Here is a 26,912-nt window from a genome sequence, read left to right as displayed (position 1 = left end):
AGAAGTCATCTCATTTGGTGAGTCTGCGGTAGCAGATGAGGGTGCAGGCGCCCCGGTCGACAGGATTCGGACCTGTCAGGTCCCCCTTTTCAGGGCCCGCATGTTCACCGAGTCGATCGCGCACCGCGACCAGTCCAGCTCGCCGCGGGACCCGAGTTCGTCGAGGACCAGGCGGTGGAGCTTGGCCCACACCCTGGCCTTCGACCACTCCGAGAACCGCCGGTGGGCTGTCGCGCCGGACGGGCCGAACGACGCCGAAGGCAGCTGCTGCCAGGTACAACCCGACGTCGCCACGAAGACGATCGCCGCCAGCACTTCCCGGTCGCCGTGCCGACGCCGACCACCACCCTGCGGCCGCGACGGCGCCTCCGGCACCACCCGCTGGAACAACTCCCACAACTCGTCCGGCACCAACCGCTCAACGATCCCCACCATGACTCACAGAATACCGAGTCACCCAAATGAGATGGCTTCTAACCGGCCCGCCGACCTGGAAATCGTGATGCTCAAGCTGCTGTCCGCCTACGCGGAAAAGGCACGCTTCGTCAAGGACGACGAGCACCCTGATCGCCGCACCATGATCCGCCTGCTGAACCACAACGTACTGGGCGGCCTCTTCAGGGATCCTGCCGCCGCACGCAGGACCTATCAGGCTGCCCACGACCTGCTCCATGACGATCGCCACTACTGGCTACAGCGGGCCGAGTTCGAGATAGATCACAGCGACTTCCCGACCGCCCTCAGCTACGTCCAGGCGGGACGGGGGTGCGAAGGTGGCCAGAACGACCGCTATCTCCTCACGTGCAGCGCGCGACTCCGGCTTAAGTGGTCCGCCGCCAACCCCACCGACAAGCCCCTGCTGGAGGAAGCCTGCAAAGCCGTGGACGTGCTGCACGGCCTAGTGCGAGGCCCGCAGGCCAAGGACACTCCCCATGCCTTCGTGGCCCTGGCCGGCGACGGGGCGCGGTGGCTCCTGAAGTGCAACAGGACCCTGGGCTACCAGCGGTACACCGACTTCCTGGACCTCATCCGCGACGACGTGTCCCACCGGGAGGTCTACCGGGGGCGGAACGACGTCGAGGCAGCGGCTACGCGGTTCGCCGGGCGGCTTGTCGCGCTACAGGAACGCGTGCCGGGTCTGCGCCTCTAGCTCGATCTTCAAGTCCGAGATCGAATGATGCCTCGCCCGTGAAGGGACGGGAACACCCCGGTCCCCGCGCTGGGTTGTGCGGGGACCGGGGTTCGAGCGGGGTCGCTTCCGAGGGCCGATTCAGGAGGTGTGTGAGCGGTACTCCTGGAGGACAACTTCGAGGACGTGGGCGGCCGCATCCGGGCCTGCCTCGCGGCAGCGTTCGACACACCCGCGGTGAGGCGGGCCACCGCGTCGCCGCGGCGGCCGAGGCTGTTGCCCTCGGCCATGGCCGCGACCCGCAGCGCCTCGGCCCGCGGATCTCGCCGTTCCGACCGCCCTCCTCGCACGAGGCGATGGACGCCCCCGCCTCGGCCAGGACCTCCGCGGCCCGCCCGGCTTCCGCCAGGAGCCGGACCCGCCGATGGTGCACGGAGCCGCGCGAGTACCAGGGTGCGAAGAACGCGTCGTTGGCCGGCACCACGGCGATCAGCGCGTCGGCCTGTGCCAGGTGGTCCAGGGGCACGTCGAGGCCCCCTCCGAATCGAGGGCAGCCACAGTCTGCCGGACGAACTCGCACATCATCGCCGAGAACGGTTGCGCGCCTCGGCGTGGACCGCAACGGCCCGCCAGTAAGCGGTAGCGACGGGCTTCCAGCAGTCCGCCAATCAGTTGTGACGGTCGCCGTAGCGGTCATCGGACTATGTGTCTCGTAGCTCCAACCCTCACACCCAATTTCACTCACAGTCGAGCCGCCCCGCGGCGCCCATGTGTATCTACCATGGCGATCTCACTCCCAGGACCAGCCATTCGGCAAGAACCCGTGATCTGGGCCTGGTCCCGCCCCCAATCGCCTTCTCCCCTGTCAAACGGGACAGGAGCGAAGGAACGTCTATGCGGCGATAGTAAGCGGGGATCCCATCCGCTCCCAGGCTCCGAGGACGGCTATGCGCGCGTGTTCAGGTCCGTACTGCGCAAAGCTTCTCCGTTGGGAAGCGCATAGTACGGAGGATTGGCGCCAGCGCATCCGGAGCCGTGCGATCAGCACAGGAAGCTCAACCGGACTTGACGGGTGGGATTAGAGATATTGGTATCCATCAAACTCCGTTAAGGCAACATCAGCCTATCCGGATGGCAAGGGCCGGGGCCGGCCCTTGCCACAACCCCGCGGTCACTTCTCCAGCAGGGTCACAGAGGCCTGAGGATGAGGAGGTGGCAGTTGAGGATCTGGCGGGCTTCCCTCCGGCGGGAGCGGCGGGGGTGCAGCAGGGCGACTCCGACGATGACGACGTGCACGGTGATCCAGATGTGCAGAACGGTGATCAGACCCCAGAGCAAGGGTCCGGTGGTCGGGAGCAGGGCGGTCAGTGCAGTGAGCATGGTTCCTCCTAATGTGTCGCCGGGCCGTGCGCTGCGGCGGTTCCCCCAGGTCACCAGGCCCGGTGCGCCCGGCCCGGGTAAAGGTGGGGGGTCTCTAATTCCCGAAGGCACAGCCTCTTCCGACGGAAGTAGGTAGGTTCGCGGCATGTCTTCTCCTGGTCCGGGCTCGGCTGATCAGCAGCTCGTCAAGCACGCGCGTCAGCACGGTTTCGTGGTGTCAGCGAAGCAGCTTGCGTCGTGGCGGCGCGCGGGGCTGTTGCCGGGACACACGAAGCGGGCGCTGGGCCGCGGGCGCGGGAGCACGTCGGTTCCGGGCGATGAGGCATTCGGTCTGGTCGTGGCGCTCGCCCGGCTGGCGCGGAGGGGCGCTCGGCCCTCTCATCTGGCGCTGGCGCTGTTCGGCGAAGGGCACCCAGTGCCGGAGGAGACCGTGCGGGACGCCTTCAGCAAGGCGGTTCGGGGCCTGGGCGCCGGGCTCAGCGAGGAAGGTCCGGAAGAGGGAGAGAACGAGGAGGAGTGGGCGGAGCGCGTCGCCGACGAGGTGGTCGCCTCGGGACAGCGGGTGCGGCTCATTCCCGCGCGGGTGCGTCGGATCGATGAGGGCATCGCCCGGTACATGCGTGACCGGGGGGTGGTATGGCCCCCTCCCGAGCTGGCCGACCTGGACGCGAACCCGGAACCTCCGAGCCTGTCCGGCGGGGAGGTCACGGCTGCCGCGGCGACCACGGTGCTGCGTGGAGGTGCCGCCGTCACGCCGCAGGGGATCGGTGACGTGCTGCGGGCCGTGCAGCCGGCGGGGTGGGGCAACCCGGGGGCGTCACTGGCCGAGTACACGGTCGATGACGTCCCTGATGCCGCCCAGGAGGTGTTCCTTCCGGACGGCGGGATGAGCACCGTTCCCGACGGTGACGTACGCGGCGCCCTGCTGAGTCTGACGGAGACGGCTGCCCTGGAGGACCTGCGAGACGCCTGGGAGGTGAGCGGGACGACCCGCGAGTGGGCGCTGGGCCTGTGCGCACGGGTCGAGGCGGAGCTCGAGGCCGACGAGCTGGGCGACGCGGCCCTCGCCTGGCTGATGGGCAGGGCCTTCGTGTCGGGGCTGGTGCTGATGGCCCAGGTGGGAGACCGCCACTGGTCCCCCACAGACCGGGCGTCGGACTCTCTGATCCTGTTGATGATGCGGCGGTCGTTGCGCGACCTCGACGGCAAGGTGCCGGACTCCCAGTGGGAGCTGCTCGGATCCCCCGCCGTGCTGCCGGCCCCGCTGATCCCGTTCCTCCAGCCGCGGCATGCCTCCGAGATCCAGTAGGAGAATCATGATCCAGAGCCCTCGTGAGACCGTGGCGGCGGCCACGGCCGAAATGGCGGTGCTGCGTGCTCTCCAAGTGGCCGGTCGGCGCTTGCTCGCGCGGCGGAGCCGGGCGGTGCGGGGCCCTCTGCGGACCGTCCCCTCTTGGGAGCTGCATGTCCATCTGCCGGTTGGCGATACCGATCTGGCGCTGCTCCTGCGGGATGCGTGGGTCATCCCGGAGGCCGTCGGCCTGCCCTCGACCATGATCGAGGCACTGGATCAGCACGTGCGGATTCTGCTTGCCGCGGGGCTCGGGTACCGCCGGGACGACTTGTTCAAAACCTTGTCTCGTCTGCCGCTGGAAGAGCTGGCACTCCCTTGGGACGCGCCTGCGGGGACGGAGGAGGCTCATGCCCCGAGCAAGTGATCCGGTGGAGCTGAGGGCGGCAGGCGTCCTGCGGTACTGCACGGGTGAGACCGTCGAACCGTATGACCACTGCCCCCGGTGCGGTGATTTCCATGAGGTGTGCGCGGACCCCAACGGGCGCTTCGACTTCATGTGCGGCGGTGATCGGGCGGTTGAGGTCACACAGGTGACCAGCAGCGCGGCTGAGCAGAACCGGCGCTCTTGGGAGCCGTACCTCAAGGAGCATGCGGTGCCCGAGCTAAATCTAGGCTGGCACGTAGTGTTCGAGAGCACGGCGAAGGCAACCTACGGGGGCCGCAAGGGGCACCCTCGTTTCAAGGATGCCCTGACCGTCATCAGCCCGGCCCTGGCTGAGCTGGAACGGCGTGGCGTGAACCGCTTCGGCCCCGGCACAGCCTGTATCGAGCGGCCATTCCATGAGGAGTCGTGCCCGTACGGCGTGCTGAGCGGTGCTGGGGTGGCCTTCGGTTGTTCAGTGCCCAGCGAGACGAGTACCGGCTACATCAGCGCAGGCCTGCTCACGGGGTACGACCAGATGCCGGCTTTCAACCCAGACCACTGGGCCGGGAAGGCCGTGAAGAACCGCCGCCAGGGAAAGCCCCCACCGCCCTCTCCCCTCCCGGAACCACTCCGGATGGGCCCGGTGCTGTGGTCGTTCGACCCGGACTTCCTCGCTTCACTGGAGAAGCGCCGGACCGAGGACGAACGGAAGTCGGCCGAGACGACGCGAGCCCTTTTCCCCGGTCGCCACACCGATGCTGAACTCGCCGAACTGGCCCGCCGAGACGTGAGCGAACGGATCACCCTCGCACGATCCCTGAGCTGGCGGATCGCGCTCCCGGCGAACCCGCCGCCCATCGCTGACGCCGACGGCGGAACGGAACTGGTGGACTTGCTGGAAGTCGAGTTCGGGCTGCACGAGGACCTGGCCCTGAAGCTCAACGCGGCTTCAGACCGACCGCGCCGCGAGGTGTTCTTCTGGCTCACCTGGATGCGTTCCTCCGCATGGCACCGCCTCGCCGCTCCGGGCCTGCCGCCCTCGCGGTCTCCGAACGTACCGGCTGGCATCACCGGCCTCTGGGTCGGCTGCCTGCTGGACCAGACCCACGTCCTGCACTGGGACCACGACACCGGCTGGACGCGCCACCCGCTCCCGAACCCGCTGCCTGTACCCCGGTTCCCCGGCTGCCCCTGACCAACGACATAACAGCACAGCGGCATTTCGGCCCCCTCATGGGCCGAGGTCGGACTGTGAGGAGGACCCGCTTTCCGCGGCTATAGGCACGATCCGCAGTTGTCTACGTTGCTAGCCCTCGACTCCGCGAAACTCCCTTAAGACAACTGTGAGCCTAAGACCCTGAACTGTGCCTCGTAGGGCGCCTCGTCGTTCGAAACGAACAGCACGTGGACGCAGATGCCGCCGCGCCGACTAATGAAACAGTCGGTCAGACCCGGTTCACCTCTCAAGAAGCCGGGCTTGTCTCGTTCCCCGAACAGCATCAGGGAGTGGATCATGAAACGCCATTCCCAATCTGGCGGCGCGGGGCCGGTCCGCAGGCAAGCCCCGTCGCCCTCAGAGGTTCGCACGTCCGTGACGACCTCGCCGGCGTGCACGGCCGCTCCGCTCTCGCAGGGACCACGCGCTCCCCCCGAAGGCACCGCCGCCTGCGAGCGGCTCACCCCTGCTCGAGCGGGGATGAGCCGCTCGCGGCGAACTCCGTGACAGCAACGAAGATGTGGTCCCTGCGCCAGCGGTGGTTAGCTGCACTCGCCGCTCGTCGGCGGGCAGCCTGCTCGACGCGCTCGTACTCCTCAGGCTCGACGGAGAGGCCCTGCGGCCCCTTCTGGCCCAAAGGAAAAGCGGCGTCCAACTTCTGTCCCTCGTAGGCGAGATGAAGGAGCCACGCCCGTCAGCACTGACGCTCAAACGAGTCTGAGTGCTACTTCTGGAGTCAGCCTGGCTGTGGGCGCCCCGGAGAGTCCACTATGCCTAGAATATGGATTTGTGAATCTTCCAGCACGTGTCCGGCAGGCGCTTGGTGAAGCTGTGCATCCGGGAAAGTTTGAGCAGTGCGCCTGTGCCCTGCTGAAGTCTCGGTACCCGGGGCTGTCGGCGGTCGAGGAGGGCCACGACTTCGGCCGTGACGCAGATATCTACTTCCCCTTCGACGGAGACACCCTGGACGCGCGGGGACGTCTCATGGTCACGACGGGCGATCCTGTTGCCAACGTGCGCAACGGCCTGCGTCGGATGCAGGTGGAGGGACTGCGCGTCGATCTTGTGGTGGTGGCCTGTTCTAAGCCGGTCAACGGCCGTACCCGCAGGACTCTCGACAAGCTGTGCTCGGACCGAGACCTGCCCCCTCCCCACATCTACGGCCAGGAATGGTTCGTTCCCGAGCTGGTGCAGGATGCAGCCTGGCGCAGGAGTCTGCTGGACATTGAGGGCCGGCTCGGAGCACTGCTCGATGAGCCGCTGACTCCACCGCTGGTCGCGTCTCCCTCGTCGCTGGTGGGCAGGGCAGACGAAACACAGGCCCTGGCCAGCGCGGTCGACGCCAGCCAGGACGTGGTGCTCGTCGGTGTTCCAGGGGTGGGCAAAACACGGTTGACCGGTCAGCTGGGCACCCGTGCGGTCTACCTTCAGCCCTCTGCTCTGGACCACCTCTACGACGACCTTCTGCTGACGAAACCACACGCAGTGGTCGTCGACGACGCCCATGCCCATGCTGATTCGGTAAGTGCCCTCCGGCATGCGCGCCGTCAGACGGGCCTTTCGTTCTCCGTGGTGACCACGACTTGGCCGGACCGGCTTGAGAGGGTGCAGGAGTGGCTCCCCGGGGCCATGGTCATCGAGGTGGGCCTACTGGAGCGGCATCAGATGAACGAGCTGGTGGAGTCCGCAGGTGTCACCGGGTACCGGTCCCGGACCGCGGTGCTCAATCAGGCAGACGGTCGGCCGGGCTGGGCGCTGGCATTGTGCGAGTCGCTGGCTGGCGGTGAGGGCCAAGACGTTTTCAGTGGCAAGGCACATGTGGCGCAAGTCGAAAGATACTTGCGCGAGGCGACTGCCTCGCGCACGGTGCTGGACGCGCTGGCATGCGTGGCCGCTCTGGGCGGAGCATCGCCTGACACGCTGTACGCCCTCGCGTCTGTGGTCGGAGTGGCTCCGGCCGAGTTGTCAGGCATGGCGGAGGATCTTGCACACAACGGGCTGGTGGAGTGCCGCGCCGGTGTGTGGCACTTGCAGCCCGCCCTGTGCCCGGCATTGGTGGCCCGCTGGTTCTTCACTGCCCCGGTTCGGCGGCCGTGGACAACTCTGGTGACCGCTTTCCCTGATCATGGGCTGGACTTGGCGGCTGCGGTGATGGCGGCGGCGGCGGCGGCTCCCTCCTCTCGGCAGGCGCGAGAGGAGGCTGAGCGGTGGGTTAGAGCGCTGCCGGCAGCCAGCATCTGGGACACCGGCACATTCGCCGTAGTCGCGAAGTATGCGAATCTGGATGTATCCGCAGCCGAGTTCGCAACGAACGCCGCCCTGTCCGTCCTGGCTGCTCTTCACGAGCCGGAAAGGGCAGTCGGGGTGGAGGCAGGCTTCCTCGGCGATGCTGCGGTCAACCAACTGGTGCAGAGCGCGCGTCAGTTCCTGCTGCCCGAAGCGATCGCGGGGCTGCTGGCCATGGCCGTGGGTGACAACCGCCGCCGTCACTCCACACCACTACATCCGCTGCGCGTGCTCAGCGACTTGGCCGGTGTCATCGATCCTGACTTCGGCACGTCGCTGGAAATCCGCACACGTCTTTTGCGGACCGTACTCGCCTGGATTCGCGACCACTGCAGCAGCGATGAGCAGTGGTGTGTGGCTGGCGAGGCTCTGGCGGGCATCTTCAGTGTCGAGGTGTCGGGGAACTGGTCCGAGCCGGGGACGCACGACACGTACACCTTCGCTCGCGGAATCGATGCGGCGGATAATCTCGCCGGGCTGATCGGCCTGTGGGAACAGGTGGTCCCGCTTCTCACCAGTGATGAGGGCTTTGAGAACAGGGCGCCCTGCCCACCGCGCGCGCTGATCGCGCTGCTGGAGATGGCGCTGGGGTGGGTCCGTCTTGGGCTGGGCGTCTCCTCTCAGGAGGCCGTCTCAGCGGAGCAGACGCAGTACGGTGTCGAGGGCGGCCGTCGCATCCTAGACACGCTATACCCGCTGCTGCAGCGCAGCGCAGGTACAGCGTTGCGTGCACATCGCGGGCTCGCCAACATCCACGACCGTGCCCGTGAAGCCGGGTACGAGCTGCCCGTCTTCGATGTCGATCCCGATCTGCAGTCCTTCTGTGAATGGGGAAACGCCGACTTCATCTCTGACGTCGAGACCGCCACCGAGCAGGTCCACTCCCGAACGATGGCACTGGCGGGGAAACTGGTAGCCCTGGGCCCTGACGCGGGAGTGGCCCGTTTTCATAAACTGGCCGAGCAGGCAAGCCTGGTGGGCGAGGATACCGGACGTCTGACCGCTATCCGCACGGGCGAGCTGATGACCGATCCGGAAGCCTGGTACCGGGCAGCATCCGCATTGGAGTGCCGCATGCTGCAGGGCGTCGCCCTGACACAGTGGCTCACGCTGGCTCCGGACGCGATACCGCCGTCCATGCTGCAGGCCGCCCTTGAGGACACGCGCAGTCGGCCCGCCGCCATCAGCGCGGTCCTTGCGCGAAGCGTGGTGGACCGAGCTGGAGAGACGGTGATCGCTTCGCTGCGGGCCGAGGACGTTCCCTGGCTGGATAGGCTGTTCTGCCGCGAAGCGGACGACGTCATGCACCGGCTGCTTGTTCATGACGATCCGGCCGTCGCCGCAAGCGCGGCGGTCAGTTTCGCCGTGGGCACCGCGCATGGGCCCGCTCTTCCTGAGACCTGGCGGGCAGCTTGGCGCAGTGCTCTTGAGGGCATGCTCATCGACCGTCTTACCTCGCACAACAGGTGGAGGGCGGGCTACGTGCTTGCGTACGTGGCCGAGCACGATGCCGACACCTTCGAAAGATGGTTCGACCGTCGGCTGCAGGACATGTCTGCCCAAGGCTGGTATTCCTCGCCTCTCCCCCATGACAGCGAGGATCTCCTGGCTCTCCTGCCCCGCCCGCACAGGCTGCGGCTGGCTCTCCAGTGCATTGGTATGCCCCGTATCGGCCCCAGCGCTCTGGTCCCTCTGATCAATTCGGACGCCGAGCTGGCCAAAGAGCTGCTCGACGAGCACGCCGTCGATCCCGGCCGGCTAGTCACCTGCCTGGAGGAGCAGCGCAACACAGCCCTGGAAGAAATCGGTCCTCTGCTACTGGAGCGGGGAGTGTCCGCACAGCAGATCGCAGCCGCCGCGGCCTCGTACAGTTCCTGGTCAGGTGACCGCTCACGCATACACCTGGAGCTCATCGACTACTTCACCGATCTGGCCGATCGTGCCCCGGCGCTGCGGACGGTAGCCGCAGCCGGCTGCTCACAACAGCAGGCGTTGCTGCGCGAGGCAGAGGAGAGAGAACGCGACACACGCGTCCGTGGCTGGTAACGAGTTGGTGCGTAATAGCGGGTGGGCATGCTATATCGGGGAGAGGTATGGCTGACCGTTTGGTACTCACGCATCCGTTGTTCACGGGTGTCTCTCGGGTTCATCTTGCATCGCTGGTAGCCGGGGCGGGCTCCGCTGCGGCTGAAGGCGTTCCTGAGTGCAGACGAGAACTGCACGCATGGCCAGCAATTGCAGCCATGTCCACCAGGTGCCCCGAAGAGGCCCTCGTCAGCATGCCCCAGAGTTGTCTATGTTGCTGACCCTCGACTCCACCAGGCACACCGACTGCCAAGTCCCCAGTTCCAGCCTCCCGTTGACGACCGGGAGCGTGGCATGTGGTGGGACGAGGGCCGGGAGGACGTGGTCGCGGCCGTGGCCCGGGGTGCCGTGGCGGTGGTGCCAGGGGTGGTCGGCGGGGAGGAGGGTCTGGAGGATGGTGAGGAGGTCGTCGTCGCTGCCCGCGCCGGTCTCCAGGACGGCGATGCCGGCGGTGGCGTGGGGGACGAAGAGGTTGAGGAGGCCGTCGCGGCCGGCCGCCACCTCGTCGAGGAAGCTCGCGCAGTCGGCGGTGAGGTCGCGGACGGTCTCGCGGGAGCCGGTGGTGAGGTGCAGGACTCGGGTGTCGAAGGCGTCAGGCATGCCTCCATCCTCCGGCATGGGGAGGGGACGCCGGGGGTGACCCGCCCGGGAGCCGGAGTGTGACCTCCCGGAGTGGGGTTCGGCGCCGGTGTGGCTCCGCATCTGATACGCCACGTCCACCCATCGAGACGCCATTGACCGTCTGTGGAGCATCTCGCTACGTTCGGCGGCATGTTGCGATCAGTTCTGCTCACCACGCGCGGTCACATCGACCTGCTGCGGGTGGCTTCCGCCGCGTGTCGACGCGGCTGCTGACGCCCTTCCTCCCCACCTTTTCCGCGCACGCGTCCGTGGCGTGATCCGCTGAGCGGAGCGCCGCCCCTTCCGCGTATCCGCGCCCCCCTGATCTGCCGCCGTACCCGCACGGAACTGCTCCGGCGGTTGCGCGTCGGCGGTCGGGGTTTACGGCCCGCCGGCCACACCCCCGTCTCTCGCCGCCCCTCGCCCTCCCCCGCCGTGGAGCCCTCATGAGCATCGATCACGCGCCGCCCGACATATCCCCTGTTTCCTCATTGCCGCGCTCACCGGCCCCGCCGCGCAAGGACCCGGAGCTGGTGCCGCTGGCGGCCGTGGCCGGGCGGCGTAGCCGGGTGCCGCGCTGGGTGCGGCGGACCTCCGGGCCGCTGCTGCTGCTGGCGCTCTGGCAGGTGCTCAGCGGTACGGGCGCGCTGCCGGCCGGCATCCTCGCCGCTCCGGGCACCATCGCCCGGGTCGCCGTCGACCTCGTCGCGGACGGGTCGCTGCCCTCGGCGATGGCCGTCTCCCTCCAGCGGGTCGCGGTGGGGCTGTTGCTCGGGCTGGTGGTGGGGGTCGGGCTGGCCCTGGTGTCGGGGCTCTTCCGGGTCGGCGAGGACCTGGTCGACGCCAGCGTGCAGATGTTGCGGACGGTGCCGTTCGTCGGGCTGATCCCGCTGTTCATCATCTGGTTCGGCATCGGTGAGGCGCCGAAGGTCGCCATCATCACGATGGGTGTCATGTTCCCGCTGTACCTGAACGTCTACGCCGGAATCCGCGGGGTGGACGCGCAGCTCATCGAGGCGGGCGAGTCGCTGGGGCTCTCCCGGTGGGGTCTGGTGCGCCACGTCGTCCTGCCCGGGGCGCTCCCCGGGGCGATGACCGGCCTGCGGTACTCGCTCGGTATCGCCTGGCTCGCGCTGGTCTTCGCCGAGCAGGTCAACGCGGACGCGGGCATCGGCTACCTGATGGTGCAGGCCCGGGACTTCCTGCGGACCGACGTCATCGTGGTCTGCCTCATCGTCTACGCCTTCCTCGGCCTGCTCGCCGACTTCGCCGTCCGCACTCTCGAAAGGCTGCTGCTGCAATGGCGACCGACCTTCACCGGACGGTGACCCCGAGCGGGCCCGAGCCCGCCGGCGACCCCACCACGGACACCCCCGTCGACACGGCCGCCAAGGCCGACCAGGAACGCCCGGCCGCCGTACGCGTGCAGGGCCTGAGCCGGGTCTTCGACGGCCGGCGGGTCCTGGACGACCTCGATCTGGAGATCGCGCCGGGCGAGTTCGTCGCCCTGCTGGGCCGCAGCGGGTGCGGCAAGTCGACGCTGCTGCGCATCCTGGCGGGGCTCGACCGGGAGATCAGCGGTACCGCCCTCGTCCCGCGCCGCAAGGCGGTGGCCTTCCAGGCGCCCCGGCTGATGCCGTGGAAGCGGGTGTGGCGGAACGTGCTGCTGGGCCTCGACGGGTCGTCCGCCGACCGCGCCAGGGCCGAACGCGCGCTGGAGGAGGTGGGGTTGGGCGAACGGGCGGGTGCCTGGCCGAAGACGCTCTCCGGTGGTGAGGCGCAGCGGGCCTCCCTGGCCCGGGCGCTGGTCCGTGAGCCCGATCTGCTGCTGCTCGACGAGCCGTTCGGGGCGCTGGACGCGCTCACCCGGATCAAGGCGCAGCACCTGGTCGGCGAGGTCTGGCAGCGCCACGGCTGCGCGGTGCTGCTGGTCACCCACGACGTCGAGGAGGCGGTCCTGCTGGCCGACCGGGTCCTGGTGATGGACGGCGGTGTCATCGCGCACGAGGTCGACGTCGCGCTGGAGCGCCCGCGCAGCCTGACCGATCCGCGCTTCGCCGCACTCCGCGCCGGGCTGCTGGAGCGGCTGGGCGTGGACACCTCGGCCGCCGCCTGACCGCCCCGCTCGCTCTCTCCCTCCCTATCCCCGAACCGTACGAACCCACGAACGGAACCCCATGAAACGCCGGCCACTCCCCCTCGCCCTGCTCCTGCTGATCCCGCTCTCGCTCCTGGCCTCCGGCTGCTCCGGCGCCTCCCCCGCCGCCTCCTCCCAAGGCTCCGGGAGCGGCACCGACGGGGAGGGGCCGGTCGTCCTCAACGTCGGTGACCAGAAGGGCGGCGCGGAGGCGGTGCTGCGGGCCGCCGGGGAGCTGGACGATCTCGACTACCGCATCAAGTGGTCGACCTTCACCTCCGGGCCGCCGCTGCTGGAGGCGGTCAACGCCAAGGCCGTCGACATCGGTTCGGTCGGCAACACCCCGCCCGTCTTCGCGGCCGGGGCCGACTCGAAGGTGACGGTGGTCGCGGCCACCCACGGCGACACCTCGGGCGAGACGATCCTCGTCCCCGAGGACTCGAAGCTGAAGCGCACCGAGGACCTGAAGGGCCGTTCGGTGGCGGTGGCGCAGGGCTCGTCGGCCCACTACCAGCTGGTGGCCTCGCTGCGGAAGGCCGGTCTGGAGCTGAGCGACGTCAAGGTGACGTACCTCCAGCCGGCCGACGCGCTGGCCGCGTTCACCGGCGGCAAGGTCGACGCGTGGGCGGTGTGGGACCCGTACACCTCGCAGGTGCTCACCGCGAAGCAGGGGAGGGTGCTGACGGACGGGCGCGGGGTCGTCAACGGGCTGAACTTCCAGGTGGCGGCGCCGGGCGCGCTCGCCGACAAGGGCAAGTCGGCGGCCATCGGGGACTACCTGAAGCGGCTGCGGCGCGCGGAGAACTGGGTGTACGAGCACCCGGAGGAGTGGGCCGAGGTCTGGGCGAAGGACACCGGGCTGCCGTACGAGGTGGCGCTGGCGGCGGTGAAGCGGACGTACGGGACGCGGATCAGTGTGGCCGTGGACAAGGAGGCGGTCGCCTCCGAGCAGGAGATCGCCGACACCTTCGCCGAGCTGAAGCTCGTGCCGCGCCGCTTCGACTTCGCCGACTACGTCGACACCCGGTTCAACAAGGGCCTGCCGCCCTCCACCACCGAAGGCCGCAGCTACGAGGAGGGGTCCTGATGACGGTCCGCCTGCACTGGTTCCTGCCGACCGGCGGCGACGGCCGTACGCTCGTCGACCGCCACGCGTACACCGACGGCGGGGTCACGCGCTCCCGGGTCACGCCGGTGAGCGGGGTACGGCCGCCGGACATCGACTATCTGGCGCAGATCGCCAAGGCGGCCGAGCACCTCGGCTTCGAGGCGGTGCTGACGCCCACGGGCACCTGGTGCGAGGACGCCTGGCTGACCACGGCGGCGCTCGCCCAGCACACCGAGCGGCTGAAGTTCCTGGTCGCCTTCCGGCCCGGGGTGATCTCGCCGGTGCTGGCCGCGCAGATGGCCGCGACCTACCAGCGGGTGACGCGCGGGAGGCTGCTGCTCAACGTGGTGACCGGCGGCGACGGCACCGAGCAGCGGCGGTTCGGCGACCACCTCGGCCATGACGAGCGGTACGGGCGGACGGACGAGTTCCTCTCCGTGGTCCGGGGCGCCTGGACGGGCAAGCCGTACGACTTCGACGGGCGGCACTACCAGGTGGAAGGCGGTCTCACCGCGCTGCCGCCGGACCCGCTGCCCGAGGTCTTCTTCGGCGGTTCCTCGCCCGCCGCGGGGCCGGTCGCGGCGCGGCACGCGGACGTGTACCTGACCTGGGGCGAACCGCCGGCCCAGGTGAAGGAGAAGATCGACTGGATTCGCGGGCTGGCCGAGCGGGAGGGGCGGACGGTGCGGTTCGGCATCCGGCTGCACTCGATCTCGCGCGACTCCTCCGCCGAGGCGTGGCGGACGGCGCGCGCCCTCCTCGACGAGCTGGACGCCGACACGGTGGCGGCGGCGCAGGAGGCGCTGGGGCGCAGTGAGTCGGTGGGTCAGCAGCGGATGCTGGCGCTGCACGGCGGCTCCCGTGACCAGCTGGAGATCTCCCCGAACCTGTGGGCCGGGGTCGGTCTGGTGCGCGGCGGCGCGGGCACGGCGCTGGTCGGCAGCCATGCCGAGGTGGCCGACCGGATCGAGGAGTACCACGCGCTCGGCGTCGACCACTTCGTCCTCTCCGGCTACCCGCACCTGGAGGAGGCCTACTGGTTCGGGGAGGGCGTGATGCCGGAGCTGGCCGCGCGGGGGCTGTTCGAGCGGCCCGGGAAGGGCGGAGCGGGCGGGGCTCCGCTGCTGGTGGCGGGCGGCCGCTGACCGGCCGGTGGTACGGGTGGGGGCGTCGGGAAGAACCCGGCGCCCCCGTCCGTTGGCACGGACGTGAAGCAGAACGGGACACCGCGCACCGAAGCCCCCCGCCCCGTCGACGTGCTCGTGGCCGGCGCCGGGCAGGCGGGCCTGTCGGCCGCGTACCACCTGCGCAGGTCCGGGATGGAGCCTGCCGACGGGCCGGGAGGCTTCGTGGTGCTCGACCACGCGCCGCGCCCGGGCGGGGCCTGGCAGTTCCGCTGGCCGACCCTGACCTACGGGCGGGTCCACGGCATGCACGCCCTGCCCGGCATGGAGCTGACGGGCGCGGACGAGACGCGCCCCTCCTCCGAGGTGATCGGCGCGTACTTCCGCGCGTACGAGGAGAGGTTCGGGCTGCGGGTCCGCCGTCCGGTGGACGTGCGGGCCGTGCGGGAGGGCGAGGGTGGCCGGCTGCTGGTGGAGACCTCGGACGGGGTGTGGGCGCCCCGGGCGCTGATCAGTGCGACGGGTACCTGGGACCGGCCGTTCTGGCCGCGCTACCCCGGGCAGGAGGAGTTCCGGGGGCGGCAGCTGCACACGGCCGGGTATCCGGGGCCGGACGCGTTCGCCGGGCAGCGGGTGCTGGTGGTGGGCGGTGGCACCTCGGCGGTGCAGCATCTGCTGGAGATCGCCCCGGTCGCCGCGGCCACCGCCTGGGCGACCCGCAGGCCGCCGGAATTCCACGACGGCCCCTTCGACGAGGACCAGGGCCGGCAGGCGGTGGCGCGGGTCGACGAGCGGGTCCGGCAGGGGCTGCCGCCGCGCAGCGTCGTCTCGGTGACGGGGCTGCCGATGAACGAGGCGATCCGCAGGGGCATGGCGGACGGGACGCTGTCCCGGCGCCCGATGTTCGAGCGGCTCACCCCCGAGGGCGCCGTATGGGCGGACGGGACGGTCTTCGAGGCCGACGTGGTGCTGTGGGCGACGGGCTTCCGGGCGGCGGTGGACCATCTGGCGCCGCTGAGACTGCGCGAGCCAGGCGGCGGCATCCAGGTCGAGGGGACGCGGGTGGTCCGTGATCCCCGTGTCCACCTGGTCGGCTACGGCCCCTCGGCCAGCACCATCGGCGCCAACCGGGCGGGCCGGGCGGCGGTCCGGGAGATCCGCGCGCTGCTGGCGCGGGAGCCGGTCGCGGTCTGAGCCGGGGCGGCGGCCCGCCCCTGGCGGTCAGCCCTCGCCCTCCGCGGCACGCTCGCGGTTGAACTCCTCGACGTTGGCACGGTGTTCGGCGTAGTCCTCGCTGAAGCGGGTGTCGCCCGGGCGCACCGTCACGAAGTACAGCCAGTCCCCGGCGGGCGGGTCGAGAGCGGCGCGCAGCGCCTGTTCGCCCGGGTTGCCGATGGGGGTGGGCGGCAGGCCCGGGCGCGCGTAGGTGTTGTACGGGCTGTCGGTGCGGGTGTCCTCGTGCGTGGTGTCGAGGCTGGTGCGGCCGAGCGCGTAGTTGAGGGTGGAGTCCATCTCCAGGGCGCGGTCCTGGTCGAGGCGGTTGTGGATGACGCGGGCGACCTTGCCCATGTCGGCGGGGGTGTCGGCCTCGGCCTGGACGATGCTGGCCAGGGTGACGGCCTGGTAGGCGGAGAGGCCGAGCCGCCGCGCGCCGGCGTCGAGACCGGCCTGGCGGAACCGCTCGTCGGCGGTGTCGGCCATGAAGGCCAGCAGGGTGGCGGGGGTGGTGGAGTCGTCGAGGGGATACGTGGCGGGGAAGAGGTATCCCTCGGGGTTGCCGTCGGCCGCGGCGGGGAGGGCGAGGCGGGTGTCCTTCGCCGCCTGCCGGGTGGTGCCCGCTGCGAGGCCGAGGGCCTCGTCGGCCAGGGTGTAGACCTGGGTGGCGCGGCGGCCCTCGGGGACCGTCAGGGAGCCCAGGTCGCGAGGGGTCTCCCCGTCGTCGGGGCGGAGCAGGACCACGGCGGCCGCGACGGCCACGGCGGCGAGCAGGCCGGCGGTGAGCAGGGCGAGCCGGCCCCGTCCGGTGAGGCGGGGGCTCCGTCGGCGGGGGGCGTGCGGCATGGGGCGCACGCTATCCCGCCGAGGTGCTCAATTCGGGCATGTCGCCGGGGACGGGGGTGGCGGCGGTGGGGCGGGCGTCCTTGCGGACGAGTGCCGTGTACAGGCCGTCCTGGGCGAGGAGGCTCCTGTGGGTGCCGCGTTCGGCGATGCGGCCGTGGTCGAGGACGACGATCTGGTCGGCGTCGCGGACGGTGGAGAGGCGGTGGGCGATGGTGAGGGTGGTGCGGTCGGCGGAGAGGGCGTCGATCGCCTCCTGCACGGCCTGTTCGGTGCGGGTGTCCAGGGCGCTGGTCGCCTCGTCCAGGACGAGGACGGGCGGGTCGCGCAGGATGGTGCGGGCGATGGCCAGGCGCTGCTTCTCGCCGCCGGAGAAGCGGTGCCCGCGCTCGCCGACCACCGTGTCGTACCCCTCGGGCAGGGCGGCGATGTGGTCGTGGATCTGGGCGGCGCGGGCGGCCTCGACCAGTTCGGCGTCGGTGGCCTCGGGCTTGGCGAAGCGGAGGTTGTCGGCGACCGAGGCGTGGAAGAGGTAGGTCTCCTGGGAGACGACCCCCACCGCGCGGGCGAGCGTGGCGAAGTCCAGGTCGCGTACGTCGACTCCGTCGAGGGTGACGCGGCCCCCGGTGACGTCGTAGAGGCGGGGGACCAGGTGGCTGAGGGTGCTCTTGCCGGAGCCGGTCTCGCCGACGACCGCCAGGGAGGTGCCGGCCGGAACGGTGAGGTCGATGCCGGAGAGCACGGGGCGCTCCTGTCCGGCGTATCCGAACTCGACGTGCTCGAAGCGCAGCTCCCCGCGGATCTTCTCCAGGCGGACCGGCTGGTCGGGCTCGGTGATGTCGATCTCCAGGTCGAGGTACTCGAAGATCCGCTGGAAGAGGGCGAGGGAGGTCTGCACCTGCACGCCGGTGGTGAGCAGGCTGACCGTGGGGCGGAAGAGGCCCTGCTGGAGGGAGACGAAGGCGACCAGGGTGCCCAGCGATATCTCGGGGCCCTGGACGTGCTGGGAGAGACCCGCCGCCCAGTAGATGAGGGCGGGCATCGCGGCCATCACAACACTGATGACCGACATCCGCCAGCGGCCGGCCATGCTGGAGCGGACCTCCAGGTCGACCAGCCGGTCGGACTCCTCGCGGAAGGTGCGGGTGAGGGAGTCGCCGCGGCCCATGGTGCGGCCCAGCAGGATGCCGCTGACGGAGAGGGACTCGGTGACGGTGGCGGCCATGGCGGCCATCTGTTTCTGCCGGTCGGTGGCGATGCGCTTGCGCTCGCGGCCGACCCGGCGGCTGATCCAGACGAAGACCGGGAGGAGCAGCAGCGAGACGACGGTCAGCCGCCAGTCCAGGGCGAGCATGGCGACGACGGTGGCGATGACGCTGGTGAGGTTGGAGACCAGCGAGGTGGCCGTCGAGGTGACGGTGGCCTGCATCCCGCCGATGTCGTTGGAGATGCGGGACTGGATCTCACCGGTGCGGGTGCGGGTGAAGAAGGCCAGCGACATGCTCTGGAGCCGGGCGTAGACGGCGGTGCGCAGGTCGTGCATGACGCGCTGGCCGACGGTGGTGGAGATGAGCGTCTGGAGCACGCCGAAGACGCTGGTCATGACGGCGGCGGCGATCATGCCGAGCGCGAGCAGGCTCAGCAGGCCGGTGCGCTGCTCGGGGATGGCGGTGTCGAGGATCTCGCGCAGCAGGAACGGCGTGGTGACCGAGACCAGCGAGGCGGCGGCCACGAGCAGGCCGACCAGCGCCAGCCGGCCCCGGTACGGGCGGAAGAGGCGGACGATCCGGCGGACCTGGCGCGGCTGCTCCGGTTCGTCGGCGTTCTTGGGCGGTGGGGTCCAGGTGGGGGACGGTTCGGGACGCATGGGCTCCTTCGAGGGGCAGGGGGAGAAAGGCCGGCGGGGCGCGCGGGCGCGTACCTCGCGGGGCAACGCAGACCATAGCTCACTGTTACCTATGTACACAATGAACCAGGTCCTGTTAATGTTCCCGCATGGATTCACCCGACCCCGACGGCGTCCTCGCCGAGCAGCTGCTGCGCCTCACCCGCAGGCTGCACCGGCTCCAGCGCCGCCAGCTGGAGCCGCTCGGCATCACTCCCGCCCAGGCCCGCCTGCTGCGCACGGTCGCCGTCTGCGAGCGGCCGCCGCGGATGGCCGACCTCGCCCAGCGCCTCGAAGTGGTCCCCCGCGCCGTCACCAGCCTGGTCGACGGGCTGGAGGAGGCGGACCGGGTGCGCCGGGTGCCCGATCCGGAGAGCCGCCGGGTGGTCCGGATCGAGCTGACCGAGGGCGGGCGCGAGGCGCTGCGCGCCATGCGCAGCGCGCGCCGGGGCGCGGTCGAGGAGATCCTGGCCCCACTGACCGCCGAGCAGCGGTCGATACTCGGCGGCCTGCTGTCGACCCTGGTCGACACCCCGGGCCGCCCCACCGAGACCGCTCCCCCGCCGGAGGAAAGCGGCTGAGGCGGGCGGGCGGCGCCCTCGCGCAGGGGCGTCGTCCCGCGCCGCGACGACGTCCGAGGAGCCACCGTGCCGCTGCTGGAACCCAACCCCGGGGCGCTGCGCCCCGACGTCCGCCCGCAGGACGCCTCGTCCGACCGGGTGACCGACGCCGGCGCGGGCGGCACCCCCGAGCCCCTCCGCAGCGACCTGCTCGCCCTCCTCGGCCCCGAGAAGGTCCTCACCCACATCTCCGACCTGGTCCGGTACGCCTCGGACGCCAGCCCGTACCGCTTCCTGCCGCGCGTCGTGGTGCTCCCCGGGACCACCGCCGAGGTGGCGGCGGTCCTGGCCTACGCCCGCGAGCACGGCCGCCAGGTGGTCTTCCGGGCCGCCGGCACCTCCCTCAACGGCCAGGCGCAGGGCGAGGACATCCTGGTCGACGTACGCCGCCACTGGGTGGGGGTCGAGGTGCTGGACGAGGGCCGGCGGGCCAGGATCGCCCCGGGCACCACAATCCTGCGGGCCAACACCACCCTCGCCCGGCACGGCCGGGTCCTCGGCCCCGACCCGGCCAGCGCCGTCGCCTGCACCGTGGGCGGCGTGGTCGCCAACAACGCCTCGGGCATGACGGCCGGCACCACCCGCAACTCCTACCGCACGGTGGCCTCGCTGACCGTGGTGCTGCCCACCGGGACGGTCGTGGACACGGCGGCGCCCTACGCGGACGAGCGGCTCGCCGCCGCCGAGCCGGAGCTGTGCGCCGGGCTGCTGGCGCTGAAGCGCGAGATCGAGGACGACGCCGCGCTGACGGCACGCATCCGCGCCAAGTACACGCTGAAGAACACCAACGGCTACCGGCTGGACGCCTTCCTCGACGGGACGACGCCGGTGGAGATCCTGCGGGGGCTGATGGTCGGCTCGGAGGGGACCTTCGGCTTCCTCTCCGAGATCGTTTTCGACACCCTTCCGCTGGACCGCGAGGTCCTGACCGGGCTGTTCTTCTTCCCCTCGCTGCCCGCCGCGGCCGCCGCGGTCCCGCTCTTCAACGAGGCGGGCGCCCTCGCCGTCGAGCTGATGGACGGCAACACGCTGCGCGCCTCCGTCCAGGTGGAGGGCGTGCCGGCCGACTGGGCGCACCTGCCGGGGACCACCACCGCGCTGCTGGTGGAGTTCCGGGCGCCCGACGAGGAGCGGCTGGCCGCCTTCGAGGCGGCGGCCGAGGCGGTGCTGCCCCGGCTGACCCTGGTCGCCCCGGTTGCCTCGGTGACCAACACCTTCACCCGCGACCCGGGCGCGATCGCTTCGTACTGGAAGGCGCGGAAGGCGTTCGTGACGGCGGTCGGGGGCTCGCGGCCCTCGGGGACGACACTGATCACGGAGGACTTCGCGGTGCCGCCGGACCGGCTGGCGGAGGCGTGCGAGGCGCTGCTGGCGCTCCAGACCCGGCACGGCTTCGACGCGGCCGTGGCCGGTCACGCCGCCCACGGCAACCTCCACTTCCTGCTCGCCTTCGACGCCGGGCTTCCCTCGGACGTCGCGCGGTACGCGGCCTTCATGGACGCGTTCTGCCGGATGACCGTCGAGCGGTTCGACGGCTCGCTCAAGGCCGAGCACGCCACCGGGCGGAACATCGCGCCCTTCCTGGAGCTGGAGTGGGGTCCTCGGGCCACCGGGCTGATGTGGCGGACCAAGCAGCTGATCGACCCCGCCGGGGTGCTCGCGCCGAGGATCGTCCTGGACCGCGACCCCGAGGCGCACCTGCGCGGCCTGAAGTCCATCCCGACGGTCGAGCCGGTCGCCGACCCGTGCATCGAGTGCGGCTTCTGCGAGCCGACCTGCCCGAGCAACGACCTGACCACCACGCCGCGTCAGCGGATCGTGCTGCGCCGGGAGATGATGCGCCAGCCCTCCGGCTCACCGGTGGAGGCGAGGCTGCTGGAGGCGTACGGCCACGACGCGGTGGACACCTGTGCCGGGGACTCCACCTGCAAGCTGGCCTGCCCGGTGGGGATCGACACCGGGGCGATGATGAAGGCGTTCCGGCACCAGCGGCACTCGGCGCGCGAGGAGCGGGTGGCGACGCTCACCGCAGAGCACTTCCGGGTGGTGGAGGCGGCGGCCCGGCTCGTGGTGGCGGCCGCGGCGAAGATCGACGACCGGCTGCTGTCGGCGCTCACCCGGGGGCTGCGGAAGGTGGTCCGCCCGGACCTGATGCCGGAGTGGCTGCCCGCCGTGCCCGGGCCCGCCAAGCACCGGCTGCCCGGCACCTCACGGTTGGACGCCCGGGCCGTGTACTACCCGGCCTGCGTCAACCGGATCTTCGGCGGACCCGAAGGGCACACCGGGCCGAGCCTGGCCGAGGCCGTGGTCGCCGTCTCCGCCCGCGCGGGAAAGCCGGTGTGGATCCCGCGCGACGTACGGGGCACCTGCTGCGCCACCATCTGGCACTCCAAGGGGTACGAGCAGGCCGACGCCGTGATGGCCAACCGCATCGTCGAGGCCGCCTGGGGCTGGACCGGCGGCGGGCAGCTGCCGCTGGTGGTCGACGCCTCCTCGTGCACCCTCGGCATCGCCCACGAGGTGGTCCCGTATCTCACCCCCGCCAACCGGGAGCTGCACCGGGAACTGACGGTGGTCGACTCCCTGGTGTGGGCGGCCGAGGAGCTGCTGCCGGAGCTGGAGATCCTGCGGACGGTCGGCTCGGCCGTGGTCCACCCGACCTGTTCGATGGAGCACCTGCGCGACGTCCCGCAGCTGATGGCCCTCGCCGAGGCCTGCGCGGACGAGGTGCTGCTCCCCGACTCCGCCCGCTGCTGCGGCTTCGCGGGCGACCGCGGCCTGCTCCACCGGGAGCTGACCGAGTCGGCGACGGCCCGCGAGACGGCCGAGGTGACCGCCCGTGAGTGGGACGCGTACCTCAGCGCCAACCGCATGTGCGAGATCGGCATGGACCACGCCACGGGCCGGACGTACCGATCCGCGCTGCTGGAGCTGGAGCGGGCGACGCGGCCCGGGGGCGGGTGAGTGAGGCCGGTTCCTCAGGCGCGCAGGGACGCCTTGTCGCCCATCACCACCACCGGGTGCTGGTCCGGTTCGAGGGTGCGCAGGAGGTGGCGCATGCCCTGCTCGGAGAGGCTGACGCAGCCGGAGGTCCCGCTGCCGTGGTCCATGTGGAGCCAGATGCTGCCGCCCTTCGACTGGCCCTCGGGACGGGTCGGGTCGTTGGGCGGGGTGCCCTTGACGCGGTTGTAGTCGATGGCGATGACCAGGTCGAAGTCGTGCCAGTGCGACTCGGCCCAGGTGCGGGGCGCGGCGAAGGCGTCGCTGCGGGTGTACGGCAGGCCGCCGGGTCCGGGGTCGGCGAGGACGCCGCCGGCGTCGGTGAGGGTGAAGACGCCCACGGGGCTGCGCTTGTCGTCCTCGTGGTGGTCGGGCGTCCACCCCTTCTTGCCGTTGTGGGCGGGCCAGTCGGCCCGCTTCTTCCAGCCGTCCCCGTCCTTGGTGTAGAGGACGACGGTGGCGGTGGCGCGGTCGGCGCCGTCGCCGTAGACGGCGACCACCTGCCGGGTGTCGTCGGGGATCTGCTTCCGGAAACGCTCGGAGATGCCGGGCAGTTCTCCCGGAGCGGCCGAGGAGGCCCGGGCGTCGGGCTGCCGCGCCTCGCCCTTCGGCTCGGGTGCCGTGCCGCCGGAGCCGCACGAGGTCAGCAGGAGGGCCGCGGCGGCGGTGGCGAGCACGCTGCGGAACACGGTCGGGCGAATCGCGGTCGGGCGCATGGGTTCCATGGTCGCACCGGCCCGGCGGACGCGGACGGCGGCCCGGTCGGCGGGCTCCGGCGCGTGCGCCGGGCGTGCGGCCGAAAGCCGTCCGGAGCGGCCGTTTAATCGGTTGCCGCCGTGGTCGCGGCAGGCGAGGCTGTCACGGTTTGCTCCTGCTGTACCGACTTCTGCTCCTGCTCCACCGAGTCCTGGGACGTCATGCAGATCCGCGACCTTCCGTACACCGATCCGGGCGAGCCCGACACGCGCTCCGGACCCCGTTTCCTCTTCTGGCTCGGACGTATGCAGCTCGGAGGCCAGTTCAAGTCGCTCGGCTGGGGGTTGCTGCACTTCCTCTCCATCGCGGCCCTGCCCTACGGGGTCGGGATCGCCGTGGAGGCGGTGGTGGCGGGCGAGAGCGGCGGCCTGGCGGTGGCCGGCGGGGTGCTGGCGGTCTTCGGGATCGGCGTCGCCGTGGGCGACCTGATGCTCCATCGCACCTCGGTGACCAACTGGATCACGGCGGCGGCCCGGGTCCAGCAGTTGCTGGCGCGCCGCACCGCCGTGCTGGGCGCGGCGCTGACCCGGCGGGTCGCCGCCGGTGAAGTGGTGGCCGTCTCCACCGGCGACGTCGAGAAGATCGGCTGGTTCGTGGAGGCGCTCTCCCGGTTCACGGCGGCCGCCGTCACCGTCCTGGCGGTCTGCGCCGCCCTCTTCGTCTACCAGCCCGCGCTGGGCGTGGTCGTGGCGGTGGGCGTACCGGTGCTGGCCCTCGCGGTGCTGCCGCTGCTGCCGCCCGCCACCCGGCGCGCCGACCACCAGCGGGAGAAGGCCGGGCGCGCCACGGAGCTGGCCTCCGACACGGTCGCGGGGCTGCGGGTGCTGCGCGGGATCGGCGGCGAGCAGCTCTTCCTCGGCCGCTACCGCGACGCCTCCCAGCAGGTCCGGCACGCGGCGGTACGCAGCGCCCGGATGTGGGCGCTGATCTCGGCGGTGCAGGTGCTGCTGCCGGGGCTGCTCCTGGTGGGCGTGGTCTGGTACGGCGTGCATCTGGCGCAGCTGGGCCGGATCACGGTGGGCGAACTGGTCACCGTCTACAGCGCGGTGATGCTGCTGGCCTACCCGCTGCGCCACTTCGAGGAGATCGCGATGGCCTACTCCTTCTCGCGGCCCTCGGCGCAGCGCGCGGCGCGGGTGCTGGGGCTGCGGCGCCAGGATGCCGGGGCGGACGGGGACACGCCCGGGGCGACGCAGGACGTGGTGCCGCGCGGTGACCTGTACGACCCGGCGACGGGACTGCTCGCCCCCGAGGGCGTGTTCACCGCGGTGGTCTGCGGGGACCCGGACCTGGCGGGCCGCCTGGCGGAGCGGCTGGGCGGGCACGCGCCCCGCGACGAGGGTGACGCGCCGGTGCCCTCGGCGCTGCTGGGCGGCGCCGCCCTGGACGAGCTTCCGCTGGCGGCGGTCCGTGCGGCGGTGCTGGTGCAGGACAAGGACCCGGTGCTGTTGTCGGGGACCCTCGCCGAACTGCTCGACGTGCCCTCCTCGGGCCGGGTCTCCGGCGAGGAGGCGCTGACGGCGGCGTACTGCGGGGACGTGCTGGAGGCGCTGGCGCAGGCCTCGGCCGAGCCGGACGGCGACCCGACGCGGACCCGCATCACCGAGCGGGGCAGGTCGCTCTCGGGCGGCCAGCGGCAACGGCTGGCGCTGGCCCGGTCGCTGGTGGCCGACCCGCCCGTACTGGTGCTGGACGAGCCGACGTCGGCGGTGGACGCGCACACCGAGTCGCGGATCGCCGGACGGCTGCGGACCGCCCGGGCCGGGCGCACCACGGTGGTGCTGACCTCCTCGCCGCTGCTGCTGGACGGCGCCGAGCGGGTGGTGCTGATCGACGGGGACGCGGCGGTGGCCGTCGGCACCCATCAGGAACTGCTCCACGGCGACCCGCGGTACCGCGCCGTGGTGACCCGGGAGACCGATGCGGAGCAGGAAGCCCGCGAGGACCGGGACGAGATCGAGGAGAAGGCATGATCGGGCTGGCACCCCCCGCCTACGACCCGGCGGCGCCCACCGAGGCGACGAAGCTCCCGGTGGCGGGCACGGCCACGGTCCGGGCGTACATCGCCGACCTGGCGCGGCGGCACCGCAAGGCGTTCCTGCTGCTGGTGACGGTCAACGCGGTCGCGGTGATCGCCTCCATGGCCGGTCCGTACCTGCTGGGCTCGCTGGTCGAGGAGGTCTCGGCGGGCGCCGAGGACGTCCCGCTGGTCCGCACGATGCTGCTGTTCACCGCGGCCCTGGTGGTGCAGGCGTTCTTCATCCACCGGGTCCGGCTGCGCGGCGCGATGCTCGGTGAGGAGGTCCTGGCCGATCTGCGCGAGGACTTCCTGGTCCGCTCGGTGGAGCTGCCGCCGGGCGTGCTGGAGCGGGCCGGGACGGGCGACCTGCTCTCCCGCATCACCACCGACGTCGACCGGCTCGCCGACGCGCTGCGCGAGGCGGTGCCGCAACTGGCGATCGGCGTGGTGTGGATCCTGCTCCTGCTGGGCGGTCTGACGGTGACGGCACCGACGCTGGCCCCGGTGGTGCTGATCGCCCTGCCGGCGCTGCTGCTGGTCTGCCGGTGGTACTTCCGGCGGGCCCCTGCGGCGTACCGGTCGGAGGCGGCCGGGTACGCGGCGGTGGCCTCGGCGCTGACCGAGACGGTCGACGCGGGCCGCACGGTGGAGTCGCTGCGGCTGGGCCCGGAGCGGGTCGCGCTGTCGGACCGCCGGATCTCCGAGTGGACCGGGTGGGAGCGCTACACCCTGTGGCTGCGCTCGGTCCTCTTCCCGGTGGTCTCCCTCACCCATGTCCTGGTGCTCGCCTCGGTCCTGCTGATCGGCGGCTTCTACGTGCTCCAGGGCTGGATCGGCGTCGGCCAGCTCACCACCGCGGCGCTCATCTCGCAGATGCTGGTCGACCCGGTCGGCATCGTGCTGCGCTGGTACGACGAGCTCCAGGTGGCGCAGGTGTCGCTGGCCCGCCTGGTCGGGGTGCGCGAGGTGGAGCCCGAGGCGGGCGACGCCGACGAGCGGCCCGAGGGGCGGGCGGTGCGGGCCGACGACGTCCACTTCGGCTACCGGCCGGGCGTGGACGTGCTGCGGCAGGTGACGCTGGCGGTGGAGCCGGGGACCCGGCTGGCCCTGGTGGGCCCCTCGGGCGCGGGCAAGTCGACGCTGGGCCGGCTGCTCGCGGGGATCTACGGACCGCGCACGGGGCGGCTCACCCTCGGCGGCGCCGAGCTGGCCCGGATGCCCGCCGAGGAGGTCCGCTCCCACGTGGCGCTGGTCAACCAGGAGCACCACGTCTTCGTCGGCTCGCTGCGGGACAATCTGCGCCTCGCCCGGACGGACGCCGGGGACGAGGAGCTGTGGGAGGCGCTGGCGGCGGTCGACGCGGACGGCTGGGGCCGGGCGCTGGAGGAGGGGCTGGACACCGAGGTCGGGTCGGGCGCGCTGGCGCTCACCCCGGCGCAGGCCCAGCAGGTGGCGCTGGCCCGGCTGGTACTGGCCGATCCGCACACGCTGGTGCTGGACGAGGCGACCTCGCTGCTCGACCCCCGGGCCGCGCGCCATCTGGAACGTTCCCTGGCGCGGGTGCTGGAGGGCCGGACGGTGGTGGCGATCGCGCACCGGCTGCACACGGCGCACGACGCGGACCTGATCGCCGTGGTGGAGGACGGCCGGATCACCGAGCTGGGCCCGCACGACCAGCTGGTCGCGGCCGGTGGCGCGTACGCGGCGCTCTGGCGCTCCTGGCACGGGTGAGACACGGCGGCGGGTCCTGTGCCGGGGCACAGGACCCG

The 26,912-nt window shown here is 71.4% G+C and carries 20 protein-coding genes and 1 pseudogene; 15 read left to right on the top strand and 6 right to left on the bottom strand.

Features of this window, described 5'->3' with window-relative positions:
* Positions 1–49: 49 nt before the first annotated feature.
* Positions 50–435: pseudogene (locus tag IF45_RS0122460) on the bottom strand (transposase); the annotation flags it as partial.
* A 31-nt stretch (positions 436–466) separates the two neighbouring features.
* Between IF45_RS0122460 and IF45_RS0122455 the strand changes: the two are divergent.
* The gene (locus IF45_RS0122455) at positions 467–1,150 is read left to right on the top strand and encodes a hypothetical protein (protein WP_157846486.1); all 684 of its coding nucleotides are present in this window, start codon (positions 467–469) and stop codon (positions 1,148–1,150) included.
* Between the two features lie 1,167 nt (positions 1,151–2,317).
* Here the strand turns inward: IF45_RS0122455 and IF45_RS0122450 are convergent.
* Positions 2,318–2,509, bottom strand: coding sequence for a hypothetical protein (locus IF45_RS0122450; RefSeq protein ID WP_030309172.1), 192 nt, complete (start codon positions 2,507–2,509; stop codon positions 2,318–2,320).
* A 145-nt stretch (positions 2,510–2,654) separates the two neighbouring features.
* Here IF45_RS0122450 and IF45_RS31525 point away from each other — a divergent pair, with 145 nt between their 5' ends.
* From IF45_RS31525 to IF45_RS0122420, 4 genes are all read left to right on the top strand, one after another.
* A complete protein-coding gene (locus IF45_RS31525; protein WP_242534234.1) occupies positions 2,655–3,818 on the top strand; it encodes a hypothetical protein in 1,164 nt (387 codons plus the stop codon).
* Positions 3,819–3,825: 7 nt separating this feature from the next.
* Positions 3,826–4,227 (top strand): hypothetical protein, encoded by a 402-nt coding sequence (locus IF45_RS0122440; protein WP_030309171.1) that lies wholly within the window; start codon positions 3,826–3,828, stop codon positions 4,225–4,227.
* 259 nt (positions 4,228–4,486) lie between these two features.
* Complete coding sequence (locus IF45_RS33150) at positions 4,487–5,422, top strand: hypothetical protein (protein ID WP_129805288.1); 936 nt, start codon at positions 4,487–4,489, stop codon at positions 5,420–5,422.
* A gap of 810 nt (positions 5,423–6,232) precedes the next feature.
* On the top strand, positions 6,233–9,775 hold the full coding sequence (locus IF45_RS0122420) for a hypothetical protein (protein ID WP_129805289.1): 3,543 nt from the start codon (positions 6,233–6,235) through the stop codon (positions 9,773–9,775).
* A 228-nt stretch (positions 9,776–10,003) separates the two neighbouring features.
* Here IF45_RS0122420 and IF45_RS0122415 read toward each other — a convergent pair whose 3' ends face one another.
* Positions 10,004–10,414, bottom strand: coding sequence for a secondary thiamine-phosphate synthase enzyme YjbQ (locus IF45_RS0122415; RefSeq protein ID WP_030309162.1), 411 nt, complete (start codon positions 10,412–10,414; stop codon positions 10,004–10,006).
* Positions 10,415–10,585: 171 nt separating this feature from the next.
* On the opposite strand from IF45_RS0122415, the gene IF45_RS34445 reads away from it, so the two are divergent.
* The 6 genes from IF45_RS34445 (at position 10,586) to IF45_RS0122390 (ending at position 15,998) form a co-directional block, all read left to right on the top strand.
* Positions 10,586–10,669 carry a putative leader peptide gene (locus tag IF45_RS34445; protein WP_350495123.1) on the top strand — a complete coding sequence of 28 codons (84 nt, stop codon included), beginning with the start codon at positions 10,586–10,588 and terminating at the stop codon, positions 10,667–10,669.
* Positions 10,670–10,881: 212 nt separating this feature from the next.
* Positions 10,882–11,763, top strand: coding sequence for an ABC transporter permease (locus IF45_RS0122410; RefSeq protein ID WP_008409067.1), 882 nt, complete (start codon positions 10,882–10,884; stop codon positions 11,761–11,763).
* Positions 11,736–12,551, top strand: a complete 816-nt coding sequence (locus tag IF45_RS0122405) for an ABC transporter ATP-binding protein (protein WP_010640472.1) — start codon at positions 11,736–11,738, stop codon at positions 12,549–12,551. Before IF45_RS0122410 ends, IF45_RS0122405 begins: the two co-directional genes overlap by 28 nt.
* Before the next feature lie 61 nt (positions 12,552–12,612).
* Positions 12,613–13,659: an ABC transporter substrate-binding protein gene (locus IF45_RS0122400; protein ID WP_030309159.1), complete on the top strand. Its 1,047-nt coding sequence runs from the start codon at positions 12,613–12,615 to the stop codon at positions 13,657–13,659.
* Positions 13,659–14,825, top strand: a complete 1,167-nt coding sequence (locus tag IF45_RS0122395; RefSeq protein WP_030309157.1) for an LLM class flavin-dependent oxidoreductase — start codon at positions 13,659–13,661, stop codon at positions 14,823–14,825. The genes IF45_RS0122400 and IF45_RS0122395 overlap by 1 nt, the downstream gene beginning before the upstream one ends.
* Before the next feature lie 63 nt (positions 14,826–14,888).
* The gene (locus IF45_RS0122390) at positions 14,889–15,998 is read left to right on the top strand and encodes an NAD(P)-binding domain-containing protein (RefSeq protein ID WP_030309155.1); all 1,110 of its coding nucleotides are present in this window, start codon (positions 14,889–14,891) and stop codon (positions 15,996–15,998) included.
* A gap of 27 nt (positions 15,999–16,025) precedes the next feature.
* Here the strand turns inward: IF45_RS0122390 and mltG are convergent, their stop codons facing one another.
* Positions 16,026–16,865: an endolytic transglycosylase MltG gene (gene mltG / locus IF45_RS0122385; protein WP_030309153.1), complete on the bottom strand. Its 840-nt coding sequence runs from the start codon at positions 16,863–16,865 to the stop codon at positions 16,026–16,028.
* Positions 16,866–16,875: 10 nt separating this feature from the next.
* Positions 16,876–18,729, bottom strand: a complete 1,854-nt coding sequence (locus IF45_RS0122380; protein WP_030309151.1) for an ABC transporter ATP-binding protein — start codon at positions 18,727–18,729, stop codon at positions 16,876–16,878.
* A gap of 128 nt (positions 18,730–18,857) precedes the next feature.
* On the opposite strand from IF45_RS0122380, the gene IF45_RS0122375 reads away from it, so the two are divergent.
* The gene (locus tag IF45_RS0122375) at positions 18,858–19,328 is read left to right on the top strand and encodes a MarR family winged helix-turn-helix transcriptional regulator (protein ID WP_003952176.1); all 471 of its coding nucleotides are present in this window, start codon (positions 18,858–18,860) and stop codon (positions 19,326–19,328) included.
* Positions 19,329–19,394: 66 nt separating this feature from the next.
* Entirely contained in the window at positions 19,395–22,331 is a 2,937-nt protein-coding gene (locus tag IF45_RS0122370) for an FAD-binding and (Fe-S)-binding domain-containing protein (protein WP_030309149.1), read from the top strand.
* A gap of 14 nt (positions 22,332–22,345) precedes the next feature.
* Here the strand turns inward: IF45_RS0122370 and IF45_RS0122365 are convergent, their stop codons facing one another.
* The gene (locus tag IF45_RS0122365; RefSeq protein ID WP_015506718.1) at positions 22,346–23,083 is read right to left on the bottom strand and encodes a L,D-transpeptidase family protein; all 738 of its coding nucleotides are present in this window, start codon (positions 23,081–23,083) and stop codon (positions 22,346–22,348) included.
* A 201-nt stretch (positions 23,084–23,284) separates the two neighbouring features.
* Here IF45_RS0122365 and IF45_RS0122355 point away from each other — a divergent pair, with 201 nt between their 5' ends.
* Both IF45_RS0122355 and IF45_RS0122350 read left to right on the top strand, forming a co-directional pair.
* Positions 23,285–25,096 (top strand): ABC transporter transmembrane domain-containing protein, encoded by a 1,812-nt coding sequence (locus IF45_RS0122355; protein ID WP_008409057.1) that lies wholly within the window; start codon positions 23,285–23,287, stop codon positions 25,094–25,096.
* A complete protein-coding gene (locus tag IF45_RS0122350; RefSeq protein WP_008409055.1) occupies positions 25,093–26,874 on the top strand; it encodes an ABC transporter ATP-binding protein in 1,782 nt (593 codons plus the stop codon). Before IF45_RS0122355 ends, IF45_RS0122350 begins: the two co-directional genes overlap by 4 nt.
* Positions 26,875–26,912 lie beyond the last annotated feature (38 nt).

This window comes from Streptomyces albidoflavus (assembly GCF_000719955.1).
Lineage (GTDB): Bacteria > Actinomycetota > Actinomycetes > Streptomycetales > Streptomycetaceae > Streptomyces > Streptomyces albidoflavus.
This window is presented reverse-complemented; position numbering and strand designations above follow the sequence as displayed.